The organism is uncultured Campylobacter sp. (assembly GCF_937996225.1).
Lineage (GTDB): Bacteria > Campylobacterota > Campylobacteria > Campylobacterales > Campylobacteraceae > Campylobacter_B.
In genome coordinates this window covers 79,472-94,307 of record NZ_CALKTC010000083.1, presented here as the reverse complement: position 1 = coordinate 94,307, position 14,836 = coordinate 79,472, and the positions used below count along the sequence as shown (strand labels likewise).

At 44.8% G+C, this 14,836-nt stretch carries 18 protein-coding genes and 1 tRNA gene; 3 read left to right on the top strand and 16 right to left on the bottom strand.

The window, feature by feature from the left end:
- Window positions 1–7 precede the first annotated feature (7 nt).
- From atpG to Q0174_RS10120, 8 genes are all read right to left on the bottom strand, one after another.
- On the bottom strand, window positions 8–916 hold the full coding sequence (gene atpG, locus Q0174_RS10155) for an ATP synthase F1 subunit gamma (RefSeq protein ID WP_298043744.1): 909 nt from the start codon (window positions 914–916) through the stop codon (window positions 8–10).
- Between the two features lie 12 nt (window positions 917–928).
- Entirely contained in the window at window positions 929–2,443 is a 1,515-nt protein-coding gene (gene atpA / locus Q0174_RS10150; RefSeq protein ID WP_298043742.1) for a F0F1 ATP synthase subunit alpha, read from the bottom strand.
- 11 nt (window positions 2,444–2,454) lie between these two features.
- Complete coding sequence (locus tag Q0174_RS10145; RefSeq protein ID WP_298043739.1) at window positions 2,455–2,985, bottom strand: F0F1 ATP synthase subunit delta; 531 nt, start codon at window positions 2,983–2,985, stop codon at window positions 2,455–2,457.
- Entirely contained in the window at window positions 2,985–3,500 is a 516-nt protein-coding gene (locus Q0174_RS10140; RefSeq protein ID WP_297915141.1) for a F0F1 ATP synthase subunit B, read from the bottom strand. Before Q0174_RS10140 ends, Q0174_RS10145 begins: the two co-directional genes overlap by 1 nt.
- A 10-nt stretch (window positions 3,501–3,510) precedes the next feature.
- On the bottom strand, window positions 3,511–3,933 hold the full coding sequence (locus Q0174_RS10135; RefSeq protein ID WP_297894462.1) for a F0F1 ATP synthase subunit B': 423 nt from the start codon (window positions 3,931–3,933) through the stop codon (window positions 3,511–3,513).
- A 74-nt stretch (window positions 3,934–4,007) separates the two neighbouring features.
- Window positions 4,008–4,871 carry a ParB/RepB/Spo0J family partition protein gene (locus Q0174_RS10130; RefSeq protein WP_297943736.1) on the bottom strand — a complete coding sequence of 288 codons (864 nt, stop codon included), beginning with the start codon at window positions 4,869–4,871 and terminating at the stop codon, window positions 4,008–4,010.
- Entirely contained in the window at window positions 4,859–5,650 is a 792-nt protein-coding gene (locus Q0174_RS10125; RefSeq protein WP_177389424.1) for an AAA family ATPase, read from the bottom strand. The genes Q0174_RS10130 and Q0174_RS10125 overlap by 13 nt, the downstream gene beginning before the upstream one ends.
- Window positions 5,647–6,282, bottom strand: a complete 636-nt coding sequence (locus Q0174_RS10120; protein ID WP_298043737.1) for a biotin--[acetyl-CoA-carboxylase] ligase — start codon at window positions 6,280–6,282, stop codon at window positions 5,647–5,649. The genes Q0174_RS10125 and Q0174_RS10120 overlap by 4 nt, the downstream gene beginning before the upstream one ends.
- Before the next feature lie 262 nt (window positions 6,283–6,544).
- On the opposite strand from Q0174_RS10120, the gene Q0174_RS10115 reads away from it, so the two are divergent.
- A complete protein-coding gene (locus Q0174_RS10115; RefSeq protein WP_298043734.1) occupies window positions 6,545–6,718 on the top strand; it encodes a hypothetical protein in 174 nt (57 codons plus the stop codon).
- Window positions 6,719–6,814: 96 nt separating this feature from the next.
- On the opposite strand, the gene fmt is transcribed toward Q0174_RS10115, so the two are convergent.
- From fmt to rplU, 5 genes are all read right to left on the bottom strand, one after another.
- Window positions 6,815–7,735, bottom strand: a complete 921-nt coding sequence (gene fmt, locus Q0174_RS10110; RefSeq protein ID WP_298043733.1) for a methionyl-tRNA formyltransferase — start codon at window positions 7,733–7,735, stop codon at window positions 6,815–6,817.
- A 186-nt stretch (window positions 7,736–7,921) separates the two neighbouring features.
- The gene (locus Q0174_RS10105) at window positions 7,922–8,263 is read right to left on the bottom strand and encodes a hypothetical protein (RefSeq protein WP_298043731.1); all 342 of its coding nucleotides are present in this window, start codon (window positions 8,261–8,263) and stop codon (window positions 7,922–7,924) included.
- A gap of 126 nt (window positions 8,264–8,389) precedes the next feature.
- Window positions 8,390–9,445 (bottom strand): GTPase ObgE, encoded by a 1,056-nt coding sequence (gene obgE / locus Q0174_RS10100; RefSeq protein WP_298043727.1) that lies wholly within the window; start codon window positions 9,443–9,445, stop codon window positions 8,390–8,392.
- Window positions 9,446–9,554: 109 nt separating this feature from the next.
- Entirely contained in the window at window positions 9,555–9,812 is a 258-nt protein-coding gene (gene rpmA / locus Q0174_RS10095; RefSeq protein ID WP_291938329.1) for a 50S ribosomal protein L27, read from the bottom strand.
- A 10-nt stretch (window positions 9,813–9,822) separates the two neighbouring features.
- Window positions 9,823–10,131 carry a 50S ribosomal protein L21 gene (gene rplU, locus Q0174_RS10090; protein WP_298043726.1) on the bottom strand — a complete coding sequence of 103 codons (309 nt, stop codon included), beginning with the start codon at window positions 10,129–10,131 and terminating at the stop codon, window positions 9,823–9,825.
- A gap of 218 nt (window positions 10,132–10,349) precedes the next feature.
- Between rplU and Q0174_RS10085 the strand changes: the two genes are divergently transcribed.
- Together Q0174_RS10085 and Q0174_RS10080 are read left to right on the top strand one after the other, a co-directional pair.
- Window positions 10,350–10,778 carry a hypothetical protein gene (locus Q0174_RS10085; RefSeq protein ID WP_040303372.1) on the top strand — a complete coding sequence of 143 codons (429 nt, stop codon included), beginning with the start codon at window positions 10,350–10,352 and terminating at the stop codon, window positions 10,776–10,778.
- 158 nt (window positions 10,779–10,936) lie between these two features.
- Window positions 10,937–11,398 carry a DUF411 domain-containing protein gene (locus Q0174_RS10080; RefSeq protein ID WP_298043724.1) on the top strand — a complete coding sequence of 154 codons (462 nt, stop codon included), beginning with the start codon at window positions 10,937–10,939 and terminating at the stop codon, window positions 11,396–11,398.
- A gap of 164 nt (window positions 11,399–11,562) precedes the next feature.
- Here the strand turns inward: Q0174_RS10080 and Q0174_RS10075 are convergent.
- The 3 genes from Q0174_RS10075 to Q0174_RS10065 all read right to left on the bottom strand — a co-directional run bounded on the left by Q0174_RS10075 (window position 11,563) and on the right by Q0174_RS10065 (window position 14,777).
- Window positions 11,563–11,636: transfer RNA gene (locus Q0174_RS10075), tRNA-Gln, on the bottom strand.
- Window positions 11,637–12,629: 993 nt separating this feature from the next.
- Window positions 12,630–13,688, bottom strand: a complete 1,059-nt coding sequence (locus tag Q0174_RS10070) for an HAD family hydrolase (protein ID WP_298043722.1) — start codon at window positions 13,686–13,688, stop codon at window positions 12,630–12,632.
- A 66-nt stretch (window positions 13,689–13,754) separates the two neighbouring features.
- The gene (locus Q0174_RS10065; RefSeq protein WP_297883041.1) at window positions 13,755–14,777 is read right to left on the bottom strand and encodes an OmpA family protein; all 1,023 of its coding nucleotides are present in this window, start codon (window positions 14,775–14,777) and stop codon (window positions 13,755–13,757) included.
- Window positions 14,778–14,836 lie beyond the last annotated feature (59 nt).

Sequence of the window (14,836 nt, the reverse complement as noted above, 5' to 3'; positions counted from 1 at the left end):
TTTCCTTTCATTTCATTGATTCGACGCCACTTATGATCTCGATAAGCTCAGTCGTGATAGAGCCTTGTCTGGCTTTGTTGTATGCTAAATTTAACTGCGATACCCGCTCCTTGGCGTTATTTGTCGCATTCTCCATCGCATTCATTCTCGAGCAGTGCTCCGCGGCCAAAGAGTCGATCAGCGCGTAATACATACTGTAGCTAAGATAGCTCTGGATTAAATTTAACATCAATGTTTCTTCGTCCTCAGGGCTTTCAACCTCTACTTCCAATGTAGATGTTTTTAAAGCGTCCTCATTAATCGCAGGTTCACCGATCGGCACCAGCGTATTTACCCGCATCTCTTGGGTAATCATATTCAAATAGCCGTTGTGGACGAGTATGACCTCGTCGGTTTTGCCTTCGTTAAAATCCTTAACTGCGGCTTGGACGATTTCGTTAGCTTTCTCGGACGATGGAGATGAGCTCACGCCAATATATCGCTCCAAAAGCTCAATGCCCTGAAAATCAAAATACTCTATCCCCTTTTTGCCGACGGCGCGAAGGCGAACCTTGATCTTTTTAGCCTTAAGCTCCTCGATCAAAGCTTTGATCTTTTTGATGGTGTTGATATTAAAACCGCCGCAAAGTCCTTTATCTGCGGTGATAAACAGCAGATCAACCACCTTTACTTCCCGCGTGGTATCAAAAATTCTAAGTTTTTCGTCGTTGCCCGAATTATTGCCTACGTAATTTTTAACGCGCGCAGAAATTTCACCCAAGACCTCGTTAATCTTCACCGCATAAGCTCGCGAGCGCATCGCCGCTTCTTTTGTGTTTTTAAGCTTGACGTTGGAGACCAGCTTCATAGCTTTGGTAGTCTTCTCTGTATTTCTGACGCTTTTGATTTGAAGCTTTATATCCTTTAAATTTGCCATAATTTAGCCTTTTTAAGCGGCAAAGGTCGCTTTAAAGTCATTTAGAGCCTTGATTAAATTTTCTTCCAAATCCTTCTCGATGGTCTTTTTGCTTCTGATCTCTTCAAAAATTTCAGGATATTTCGCCTCGATATACGGATAGAGCTCAGCTTCGAATTTGCTAATTGAGCTCGTAGGTACGTCGTCTAAAAATCCGCGGCTTCCTGCAAAGATGATCACTACTTGATTTTCGACCGGAAGCGGTGAATAAGGAGGTTGCTTTAAAATTTCGACCATTCTTTGTCCGCGATCCAGCTGCTTACGGCTACTCTCGTCCAAATCACTCGCAAACTGCGCAAATGCCTGAAGCTCACGGTATTGAGCGAGATCTAGGCGTAAGGTTCCCGAGACCTTTTTGATCGCTTTAATCTGCGCGGAACCGCCGACGCGGCTAACCGAAAGACCTACGTTGATCGCAGGACGAATTCCAGAGTTAAATAGACCGGATTCTAGGAAAATTTGACCGTCAGTGATAGAGATAACGTTTGTAGGGATATACGCCGAAACGTCGCCCGCCTGCGTCTCGATGATAGGAAGCGCCGTTAGGCTGCCTGCACCGAGCGCATCGCTTAGTTTGCTAGCGCGCTCAAGCAAACGGGAATGTAGATAAAATACGTCGCCAGGATACGCCTCGCGTCCTGGCGGACGGCGCAAGATAAGCGACATTTCGCGATACGCAACCGCATGCTTGCTCAAATCATCATAGATGATAAGCGCGTGGCGGGAGTTATCTCTGAAATACTCACCCATGGTGCAGCCCGAATACGGTGCCAAATACTGAAGCGCAGCCGCCTCGCTAGCACCCGCCGCAACTACGATCGTATAGTCCATCGCACCGTATTCTTCAAGCTTTTTAACGACTTGCGCGACGGTGGATTGTTTCTGACCGATTGCTACATAGATACAAACGACGTCTTGGCCCTTTTGATTGATGATGGTATCAACAGCAACGGTAGTTTTTCCCGTTTGGCGGTCGCCGATGATGAGCTCGCGCTGTCCGCGGCCGATCGGCACTAGCGCGTCAATCGCCTTAAGGCCGGTCTGAAGCGGCTCGTGAACAGATTTACGAGCCATAATGCCTTTGGCCTTTTCTTCGACAAATCTAGTATCGCTAGTCTCTATCGCGCCTTTGCCGTCGATCGGCTCGCCTAGAGCGTTTACCACGCGACCAATTAGAGCATCGCCTACCGGAACGCGCAAAAGCTTACCCAGTCTTTTAACGCTACTACCTTCGTTAATACCGCTAGTATCGCCTAAAATAACGATACCAACACTGCTCTCCTCTAAATTTAACGCGATACCACGAGCTCCGTTTTCGAATTCGACCATCTCGTTAGCCATTACGTTTTTTAAGCCGTAAACATTAGCAACGCCGTCTGCGACCGAAACGACCTTGCCGGTTTCTTCGATATCAACGCTAAGATCGAAATTTTCGATTCGCTCTTTGATTATACTGCTGATTTCGTCTGCCTTAATTTTCGCACCCACGCTTTACTCCTTTAAATTGCTTTTAAAATATATTCGCTCATTTTTTGTTTCAATCTATCAACTGAAAAACTAATCTCAAATCCAAGATCCTCGACTTCGATCTTAATGCCTTCAAGCTCGCTTTTAACGGGTTGCAGAGTAATATCTGCATTAAATTTCTTTGAAATTTTAGCCTCTAGCTCTTTTATTTTCGCGGCGTCTATTTCAGTAGCGGAATAAATTTTACCTAAGTATTTATTATCCAGCGCCGCAATATTCTTGCGCAGTTCCTCAACTATCTGCGGGATTAGTGTAATACGCCTATTCTTAGCTAAAAGTTTAATAAAATTTACGATTTTTTCGCTTGGATTTTTTATAAACGACGCAATAAGTTCCACTTTGGATTCCTCTTTTAGCGTCGGAGATTTTACAATATCTTGGAATTTTGGAATTCTAAATGCGCTCGCGACGCTCTCGAGCGTCTGCAAAACAGAGCCTAGTTCATCTTTTTTATAGCTCAGTATCAGGGCGTTTACATATCTTTTTGAGGTGTTATTTATCATCATCCGACCTTTTTCTCTACGATTTTAACCAGTTTATCTTGACCAAATTTGATGTCATCCGATGCAAAAACGTCATCCAGTATCTCGCTTACGACCTCTTTTTTGATCTTGCGCGCCTCAAAGCTCTTCTGCTCATCGAAAGATTTTTGCAAATTCGCAATCTCTTGCTCGGTCGCATTTTTTATCTTTTCGGCGGCGAACACGATCTCTTTTTTAGCGGTTTCAATTAAAGCTGCGCCTTGAACCTTAGCATCTTGCAAATCTTTTTTAGCTTGTTCCTTGCGAGCTGCAGACTCTTTTAAAATTTTTTGATTAGCCTCAAGTCTAGATGCGATGCCGTTGATTCTACCTTGATATGCTGCTTTTGCGGGACCTTTTAGAAGATAAAACAAAATTCCGAAAAACAAAATGAAATTTATGCTTCGCCACAGCACGTCGTAGTCTTTGACTCCATCGTGCCCACCGTTTGCTAAAACAAACGCCGGAATGATAAATAAAAATAGATATTTTTTCATACTAAAAACCTCATACTTTAGCCACAGCGCTGCTTAGAGCATTTTTAAATTCCGGAATTTTGGCTTGCAAATCATTTTTTAGGTTGCGCTTTTGCTCATCCAAACCGCCTAAGAATTGATCAAAATCCTCCTCCATCGCGGCTTTTTTCTCGGCTATTTCTCTAGCGGCAGCCTGCTTCGCACTATCCATCGCCTCTTGCTTTATTTTAACAGCTTGCAACTTCGCAGCATCCATGATCCTTACGATCTCTGCTTTATCGGCATCTGCATCCTGTGCGTTTTTCATCGCATTTGCCTCATCTTCTTTAATAATAGCCTCTCGCTTTTCCATATGCAAAAGTAACGGTCTATAAAGCTTGATATTTAAGAAGTAAATCAAGGCTAAAAATACGACGATGGTCGTTATCATGGCGGTCAAACTTACGTCTAGCATCGCACCTCCTCCAGGTTGGTTTTAAACAAAATGCGTATTTTACAATATGAAAAATTAAAATACACTATAAAAGGCTATCCGATTTTCTTTAAAAACTCGGAAATTTGTAAAATTTCGCTAAATTCGATCGAAATTTTACGCTCTTTGATACTTATTTTACCAAATTGATCAAGCTTGGCCTTTAGCTTTAAAAGCTCGGGCTTGAAGCTTTGAAATTCCACACCAGGCTTTTTCTCTTTTGGAACGGTTTTATCTTTGAGCTTTTTTACTAAATTTTCGGTATCTCTTACGCTTAGGCGCTGTCCTAAAATCGTATTTAGAGCTAAAATTTGATCCTCTTTTTCAAGTCCAACCATTATCTTGGCGTGCCCTTGCGAAATTTTATCTGCGCTTATGGCGTCTTGCACTTCGGAGCATAAATTTAAAAGCCTTAACGTGTTTGTAATCTGCGTGCGGGACTTTTTGATGATGTCGGCTAACTCCTCTTGCGTGATCCTGTATTCGCCGATGAGCTCCTTATAGGACTTAGCAAGCTCGATAGGATTTAGATCCTCGCGCTGGATATTTTCGATGAGGGCAAGCTCTCTTAAATTTTGAGATTTTATGTCCGCGACTACGGCTTTGATTTTACTCTCGCCCAAAAGCTTCGTCGCTCTTAGGCGTCGTTCGCCGGCGATAAGGACGTAAGAATCATCTTTTTGAATAACAATGATAGGCTGGATAAGCCCGTGGCGGGCGATGCTTTCGCTCAGCTGCCTAAGTGCCTCCTCATCGAAGCTCTGCCGCGGTTGATATGGATTTGGCTCGATTTTATCGACATCGATTTCGATAACTAAGCTATCGGCATTTCCACTTTCTAGCTCCCTGTTATAGGAGCTTTCTACGTCGTCTAAAATCGCACCGAGCCCGCGACCGAGTGCTCTTTTTACCTTGCCCATTTTTGCTCCATTATGGATTTAGCGAGGTCTTGATAAGCGATGGAGCCAGCAGATTTTATATCGTATAAAACCACCGGCTTGCCAAAACTTGGGCTTTCAGCTAGCTTAATATTGCGCGGGATGATGACTAGATCATCACTCTTGCCGATACGAAAGAGCTTATCATCGAAATACTCGCGTAAATTCGCGACCGTTTCTTTGGCTAGATTGTTTTGCAAACTATACATCGTAGGCAAAAATCCGCGAATTTTTAAATTTTTATTGAGCGTTTGCTTGACGACTTTTACGGTATTTAGGATCAACGCGACGCCTTCGAGTGCATAGAATTCACACTGAATCGGGATGATGACGCTATCGCTTGCGACTAAGGCATTTACAGTAATGCTACCGAGCGTCGGCGGCGAATCGATGATGATGAAATCATATCTGTCCTTAACCTCGGAAATTTTATTTTTTAGCATTAGTTTGAAGTCTTTCTCTTCGCTTACTTCGCGCTCGATACCTACAAGTCCGATGTTTGACGGCACCAGATCCATAAACTCAAGTTCGGTCTTTTGGATCACTTCGGACATGCTCTTACGCCCCGTTAAGACGTGATAAATATTAAATTCAAAGTCACTGCGGTTAAAGCCAAGCCCGGTCGTAGCGTTCGCCTGAGGATCTACGTCAATCAGTAGAACCCGCTTTTTCTTTATCGCTAGCGACGCAGCGAGATTAACCGCTGTGGTCGTCTTTCCGACGCCGCCTTTTTGATTGGCAATCGTAATTACTTCACTCATCTTAAAGCATAAACCCTTTCTTCATTTATTATGATCGATCCGTCTTCGCAAAGTTTAGCCTGCTCGAGCGAAATTTTTTCGTCGCCTAGATGAACGCTAAATTTTTGCGATTTTTGGAATTGTAACGAAAAATTTCTAAAAATTTGCTTCCACGAGATTTTATTTTCATATAGCGCAAAAAAGCCCTCTATAGCGTCTTCTACGCTGATTTTTATATCTAAAATTCCCGCATATTCGGGCGCACTGACTAGATTGATTCCGATGCCACAAATTAAGTTATCTTTAATCTTATTCGTCATCGCTCCGCCGATTTTACGCTCGCCCAGATAAAAATCGTTGGGCCATTTCAGCCAAAGCTGCGAACCGAGCGATGCGAGAAATTCCTGCATGATCATCGCAAAATATATGCTCGCCGACTGCAGCGGCACGTCCGCGGGCAGATCCGTTTGGGCTACACAAAACGAAAAAGCAAGATCGCCGCTCGCGCCCTCCCAGTCGTTGCCGCGCGAGCCGATACCGGCGCTTTGGCGATTTGCGGCGATCGCAAAAGGCGGCGTTATCCTGCCTTCGCGCACGGCGCCCACCAAAAACTCCTGCGTGGAAGGCATTTGCTCTACAAATTCTATCTGCAAAACCCGCTCCTTGCATAAGACGAAGTGCTCACCTTACGATATCGCAAGCATTTAAATTCCGCGCTGCGATAGAATTTTGCAATAAGATAAAATTTAACACGATTAAATTTTACGAAGTAGCGGAATTTTATGCGATGAAATTTTGCGATCTTGCTAAACTCTTCGGCAACGTGAATTTTCCTAGCGGCACTGCGATAAAATTTTAAAGCTTTATCTCGCAAAAATTCTGCGGCACAATTATGGAATTTTAAGTGGTGCGTGTTTGGTGCGACGCCGCAAGATCCGTAACCGCGGCGGCGAAATTTTAAGCTCCTGTGAGCGTAAAATTTTAGAGCATAGAAGCGAGGTTTTAAAATTTTATAAAGCCTTGATTTTGGAGCTTCGCTTCGAAATTCCGCGCGGTAAAATTTTACTTCACGATCGCGGCGATACCTAGAACAGAATTCTGTTGTGACGCCAAAAATGCGGTGCAAATAAAATTCCCGCGTAGCATCAAAAGCGCGGCACAAAACGCGAGAATTTAAAATCCTGCTTAACATAGCAGATCACCGATCTTTAGCCGTTTGCCGTTTAGATACGCGCTAGCGTCCACGGGCTTTTTGCCCGGCTCTTGCACCTTTAAAATTTTGATAGCGCCCTCGCCGCAAGAAACGCAAAAACTGGGCTTATCAACGTACAGAATTTCGCCTTCGCGTTCAAATTTGCGCTCGCAAGATTCGCGCAAGATTTCTAAATCCAAAATTTTTAGTCCACTAGCTAGATAAATCCCCGGCCAGGGCGTCAGCGCACGAAATTTATTATAAATTAGCCGTGCGCTTTCCTCAAAGCTAAAAAGTCCGTCTGATTTTGCGATCTTTTTGCAGTGCGTAGCCTGTGCGTCGTATTGCTTTAGCGGCTTTAAATTTACAAAATTTCGCAGCGTTTTTACGATCAGTTCTCCTGCCAGATCCCCGAGCTCGTCAAACAGCTGCGCCGCCGTTTTATCCTCGCAAGGCGTGTAGGCAAAATCAAGCATATCGCCCGTATCAAGCCCCGCGTCCATCAGCATCGCCGTCACTCCGGTCTGCTTTTCGCCAGCTAGTAGCGCGCTTTGGATCGGACTTGCGCCGCGGTATTTAGGCAGGATCGAAGCGTGCAAATTTATACAAGGCGCGATATCAAGGACGGCTTGCGGCAAAATTTTACCGTATGCAGCAACCACGATAAAATCAGGCTTTAGCTCTTTTATCTGTGCCGCGACCGTCTCGTCTTTTAAGCTCGCAGGCTGAAAGATCGGCACGGCGGGCAGATACTGCTGCGCGTAAACTTTGACCTCGCTAGGAGTTAAAATTTGCTTCCTACCGACGGGCTTATCAGGCTGCGTAAAGACGGCCGCGATCTCAAATTTCGCCTCCGCAAGAGCGCGTAAAATTTTAGCCGCATACTCGGGCGTTCCCATAAAAACTATATTCATTCTTTTCCTTTAAATTTAGCCACATCACGGCGCGAGCGATCATGCAGGCGCTAATCATGCTCGAAATAAATTTTACGCAGACCGCGGAGTAAAACCGGTTCGTACCCGCTCGCGCGAAGTAAAATTTATACGCGTCGCACAAACTAAGCCCCGCGCAAAAGGCCGCATCATTGCCGTTTTTCGCGCTTATTTGACGGCGGATTGATTTTTATCCTCGGATCCGTCCGGCCAAGGCCAAAAAGCACACGGATCTTCGGACCAATAAATCTTTGCAGACGGTTTCGCTCCCAGCTCATCTAGGCTAATCTTGCCGTCACGATTAGCGTCCAACCTCTTAAATTCCGAGCCTGAGCGCAGATTTAGCTCTACTCTCAGCCCAGACGGCACCTCGCTCGCCGTCCACTCCTGCAAGCTCAGCGCGCCGCCACGATCCTTGTCGTTAAAGTCCATAAAATAAGGCACCGGATCGGCGGGATCGCAACCGTATGCGCCGAAGCATAAAAATACCAGAATAAAAATTTTATTCATTTCGCCTTCTTAAATTTTATCTTTTTGCGACGTTTGCGAGCGATAAACATAAAATTTATCCGCATATACGGGCTGCTTAAGGCCTGCGTTCGCAAAAGCCCTCTGCGGCGCGACTTTTACCGCAGCCTACAGCTCCTTTTTAAGCAGCTCAAGCAGGTTAAATTTTAGCTCGTTTATATTTTGTCCCGTAGCCGAAGATATCGGCATCACGAAAAACGGCTTAGCGGCGTCAAACTCATAAATATCTTGTTTAAATTTCATCTCGCCCGCCGTGCCCGCGAGCCCCAAATGCGACAAAAACGCGTCAAATTTTTCCTGCAAATTTTCTGCCGCGTCCGCGCGAGTTAGAGCGATCGCGTAGTCTCTTTTTGCAAGTCCCTCTGAAAATTTCGCCGTCTCGGCCCTCAGCGCGTCAAACTGCTCCTCAAGGCTGCGGTAGTTCGCAAGATCGAGCATAAAAAGTAAAATTTTCGTGCGCTCGACGTGTTTTAAAAACTGCACGCCAAGCCCGCGCCCTTCGCTTGCGCCCTCGATAATGCCCGGGATATCGGCCATGACAAAGCCGCTGTATTCGTCCACCTCGACGAGTCCGAGCTTTGGCGTAAGCGTGGTAAACTCGTAGTTAGCAATCTGAGGTTTGGCGTTTGAGACGGTCGAGATTAGTGTGCTCTTGCCTACGTTTGGAAAGCCCACGAGCCCAACGTCTGCGATGAGTTTTAGCTCTAGTCTTACCTCGCGCGTCTCGCCCTCTAGGCCTTTTTGCGCATATTCGGGGGCTTGATTGATCGAGCTTTTAAAGTGCACGTTGCCAAGCCCGCCTTTGCCGCCTTTTAAAAACAGCCTCGTCTCGCCGTCGTTTAGCATATCAAGCACCAGCTCGCCGCTATCTTCGTCGTAAACGCTGGTGCCCGGAGGGACGATGAGATAGAGATCCTCGCCGCTTTTGCCCGTCTTTTTGCGACCCTCGCCGGGCGCGCCGTTTTGCGCTTTAAACTCACGCTTACCCTTGTAGGATGAGAGGGTGTGGGAGTTTTTATCTACCCTAAAATACACGTCGCCGCCGTCGCCGCCGTCGCCGCCGTCGGGACCGCCTGAGATGACGAATTTTTCGCGGCGGAAGCTAACGCAACCTGCGCCGCCGTCACCTGATTTGACGCTAAGCTTTACGCTGTCTATGAACATAGCTATCCTTAAATTTAAAACGGCAATTATAGCCAAATGAGTTGAAGATAATTTTTAAACGGATGAAATTTTAAAAGAGGGGCTTGCGCCCCCGAAGATTTAGCGGTAATTACGCGGCTGGATAAACCGACACTTTTTTGCGGTTTTTATCTTTTCGCTCAAATTTTACGACACCGTCGATCAGCGCGAAAATCGTGTGATCGCTACCCATGCCTACGTTGCAGCCCGGGTGCGTCGCAGTGCCGCGCTGGCGGATGATGATGTTGCCTGCGCGAACGAACTCGCCGCCGAATTTTTTGACGCCCAAGCGGCGTCCGATACTATCTCTATTATTTTGGGTTGAGCCCTGACCTTTTTTGTGTGCCATTTCCTGTCCTTTATGCGTTAATCGAAACGACTTTGACGCGGGTGTATTGGCGTCTGAAGCCGCGTTTTACTTTTGAATCTTTGCGTCTGCGTTTTTTGAAGATAACGACTTTTTTATCCTTGCCTTCGCAAACGACCTCCAAAACCACCTTGGCACCCTTTACAAACGGTGTTCCTACCTTTAACTCGCCGTCGTTTAGCGCTAAAACTTCGCTAAGTTCGAGCTTTGCTTTCGGCTCAGCATTAAAATGATCTAAATTTAGGTAGTTGCCCTCTTCGACCTTATACTGCTTGCCGCCGTGTTTGATGATAGCATACATCAAAAATCCTTTAAAATTTGGTAGCCAAAAAGGCATTTGCCGTGCAAATTTAAAAGCCCGTTTGGTATGAAACTTTGAATATTATCCGAAATTTTATAAATTCCTACTGAAACGCCTCGTAAAATTCCTGCGAAATTTCAAATTTCAAGGGCTCGGATTTATTTTAAACTAAAGATAAATGTGCTACTATCGCAACGAAATTTTTGAAGGAGAATTTTATGAGAAATTTAATAGCTGCGCTCGTAGCAGCGGTATTTTTTATCGGTTGTTCCAACTGGAATATATCCAACGAACCAAGCGGAGTACGCAATCAAACAAAATCCCAAAGCAGCAAAACAAATATCGGCGGCGTAAATGATAAAGTCCAAGAGGTCTCCACCGCAGGCACCACTGATATGGTCGAAACGACCTTGCCCGACAGCACAGGTATGACTAATGCGCCGAAAGACCGCAGCGATGCATTTCATATCAATCAAGTAATTTCTGCATGGAATAAACAGCCAGACTCCATCAAAACAACCGAAGACAATGGCAATATCTACACCTGGAAAAACTATAAGCCAGGCTGCGATGTATCACTTACCAGCGACTCGGAAGGATACGTATCAAAATCCGCTATCAAATCAGCACTGTCTCAGTGTCTATAACCAACTTATCCGCGACACCGAAATTTTAAAATTTCTTAAAATTTCGGCTTACGAGCGGGTCTGCTTCGTCAAATTTAATCTTAGAGTTATATGGTTTGCTCTTAAAAATTTACTATTCGTATTGTATAATCGAGGACTTTTAATCACTGGAGTAAAATATGAAGAAAATTTTATTTGTAGGTGCGCTTTTAGCGGCATTATGTAGCTATGCGGCGGCGGGTGAACACATCAAGGTCTATCACGGCGAGAGCTGCGGCTGTTGCCACAACTGGGCAAAATATATGGAACAAAATGGCTTTGAAGTCGAGATGATTTCGCTGGCTGACGAGCCGCTTATTCAGAAGAAGAATGAGCTCAAACTTCCGCTGGAGCTCGCTAGCTGCCACACCGCGATCATAGACGGATATGTAATCGAAGGACATATGCCAGTAGGCGAAATCCGCACGTTACTAAAAAATAAGCCTAAAGACGTTATCGGCATAGCAGTACCTGGCATGCCACTAGAAGCGCCAGGTATGGAGCAAGGCTCTCAGCCCGAGGTCTATGACGTGGTAGCGTTTAAAAAAGACGGCTCGTATCAAAGCATCGCCACTTACAAAGGCAGAGAAAAAATCAAATAATCCGCCGCTTCAAAGCGGCAAACTTACTTATTAGCTCGCTAAAATTTTGCCTATTTTATGGCTCGACGCAATTTGCTTTAGCCGGCGAATGCTGCCACTATCTGCAAAGGCGCCGCGTAAAATAATTTCAAAAACTAGCATGATAAAGGAAATTAAAATTCGGATGGATGGGCTAATAGGGGTCGAACCTATATTCACAAATCCAGAGTTTGTTGTCCTGCCATTAGACGATAGCCCATTGCGGAAGCGGTATTTTATAGAATTTTGCTTTAAAAAAGCATAAGAGCGGGTGGAATTTTAAAATTTTGCAAAATTTTAGATTAAATTTAAAGCCCTGCTGCGCCTAAACGATAAAATTAAAACGCAAAAGCTAACGCTGCTTTCATAGGCTTCGATAAAAGAATATGGCTGCTCGCCGCGGAGCTAAATTTTAAAATTTGGCTAGTTTATCCTATATTTACGCCTTCGCGAGCTATTTGTCGCAGGATGAAATTTTAGCATATAAGCCTGTCTTCAAAACATATATGTTTAGTGCTCGCTGGGCGCGGGCGCGGCCTTAAATGATATAAATCGCACCGAAAATCCGCAGCGAACATAATTGCGACAAAACCCGGAATGTAGCGCCCTAAATAAGCGTCAAATAGACTTGCGATAGGACCGCACAAAAAAAGTCCTACCAAATACTTGCCTCAAGCGGAGCGTAGAATTTATCGCGATTAAGTGGGTCTAAACTAAAATCAAAGCCATATAATTTGAGTGCGAAGCTTGCATAAAATTTCTTGCAAAGGCCGTTCGCAGGCTCAAAAGATATTACGAAATTGCGTAAAATTTGGCTACGGCAAGATTTTCCAGTACATTGTGTTAATACAAACCGAAAATGAATAAAACACAATTACTCGAGGTAGCAAAATTTCCCCATATGTCGTTAATACCGAACATTGACAAATCAGATCAAGTACTATGGACAAAGTGAAATATTCCCGTACATTGTTAGTTCAGCACAGGCTATTTGCTAGACCAGAGCAGAAATATGCGGAATTACTCCGCCTATCGTTTGAACACCTAGAAAGCGCTTTACCCCTCCAACTAAATAGCGCGGATATTTATATCGCGTGCTGTTTAAAACGCAAAATTCATTGGAATTTCAAATTTTAAATTTCGGGCATGGGTTCGCTTATAAGTATTTGCAAAAATAGTGCATCGAAGCTAGAAAAATTTCGCTCCGTCGCGCCTAAAATTTTGATGAAATTTCGCGTATCAGCCTAACCGCTTCCCTTGCGTCCGCGCATACGAACTCGAAGTGCGCCCGTAGCTCCGAGGCGCTGCCGTAGCCGCAGCTTACGCCCACGCTTCGCACCGCTGCCGACTTTGCCGAGATGGCGTCAAGCGACGTATCACCGATCATAAAGATATTTTGGCTTACAGAAGGTAGGATTTCGTCACTGCAAATTTTGTCATAACAAGGAGTGGAATTTATCTCATGCGCATCATAAATTTTACTGCCGCGCGCGCCACCTTTATCGCTCTCGCCCTCGATGTCGACACCGCTCTTTTGGCTATTATCGCCAGCCTCGTGTCTATCACTCTTTGCTTTGCTTAAATTTCTAAACGAAATCCTATCAGAATTTTGACTCGCGATGCTGCTTAAATTTTGCTCGTAAACTTTGCTAGGATCAGGATCAAGCGCAGGAAGGCTCTTTAAATCAGGCGTTAAAATTTCACTCAAAATCACGCTCCTGCTAGCAGCGCTTGTATTTTCATCGGCAGTCGCGTCGTGAGTTTTACCGCAAGCCGCATGCGGGCTTTTGCTAGCGGTCGCGCCGCAAATTCCTAAATTTTCGAGCGCCTTTAAGATCGGTTCGGCGCTTGGTTTGGGGTTTTGCACATCCTCTCGCCCGACGATGGTGCCAAAAAATTTCGCAATACCAAGATGCTGCAATAAAATTTTAGAAAATTTCGACGTCTTGGTCGTCACGACGCCTAAATTTGCAAACTCGCTCGCCGCACAAACCGCCTCGAACGCACCGCTTAGCAGAACGGTCTGATCCAAAAAAGTCTGCGCATATCGCTGTTTGTAGGCGAGCACGAAATTCTGTACATCGCGCGTCACACCTAGACGCTCAAACATTACCTCTAACGGATGCCCGATAAGCTTTTTAATCGCTTCGTCGCTAGGCTCTGTAGCGCCCAAATGCGCAAATGCATAATGAAAACCATCCAGTATCGCGGGCGTGGAGTCTATGAGCGTACCATCGAGATCAAAAAGCAGAGTGGCTTGGAATTTTGGCATTTTAAAATTTAGTTTGGATATAAAAAAAGCGGAGCCGAAGCTCCGCTTATGTGGATCTAGAAAAGATTATTTTCTAAATTTAGCATCAACGCGTCTATTTTGAGCGCGACCTGCTTTAGTAGCGTTTGTAGCGATAGGCTTAGTCTCACCGTATCCTACAGTGGTGATTCTGCTAGCATCTACGCCGAAGCTCTTAAGCGCACCTCCAACTGCGGCAGCTCTACGCTCGGAAAGCTTTTGATTATATGCATTCGAACCGGTGCTATCGGTGTGACCCTCTAGAATTACTTTGTAATCAGGGTGAGCTACTAGCACGTCGCTTACGTTTTTGATCTGGTTCATAAACTCAGGAGAAATTTTTGAGCTATCTGTAGCGAAATTTACGCCCAAATTTAATCTAATAACCTTCTCGCAACCATATTCATCTACAACTACGCCAGCAGGTGTGCCTGGGCATCTATCGACATTATCGCATACGCCGTCGTTATCTGCGTCTTTGCAGCCTGTAGGAGCCGGAGCGGCAGCTGGGGCTGCGTCAGCATATCTCTTGCCAAAATCAACTGCAAAACCTAGAGTATAGAATAATACGTGGTTGCCGTCGTCAAATCTGATAGCATCGCGTGCTTCAAGTTTTGTAGCAAAATTGTCGGTAATATAGTATTTTAGACCCAAGCCGTATTGACCGAAGCCGCTATCTTGGTCGCCATCGTTGTAAACGTCTTTAGTGTAATCCATATATCCAAGACCTAGCAAGCCGTATAATTTGAAATTATCGGTGAAATTTACCAAATCTTTTACAGCATTGATGTGATAATATTTAGCGTCAGGCTTATCGTTGCCTACTCTGTGAGCTAAATCCTCTACGCCAATATTGCGAGAGTAATCAAAACCAACCTCTACTTGATCGATAAACGAATCTTGTAGATTTTTGGCAAGACGTAGACCGAACATAAAATTCGAATCCAAATCCATATTGCCCTCATGAGTCATTCCACCAATAGTAGGGGTGATCTCCCAGTGATAATCAGCATCGCTAGCGAACAATGCGCTGGATGCACACAAGCTTAATGCAAGTAGAACTTTCTTCATTAAACATCCTTTCAAATAAAGTTGTAATTCGATATTACCATAAAATTTTTAAAGAATTT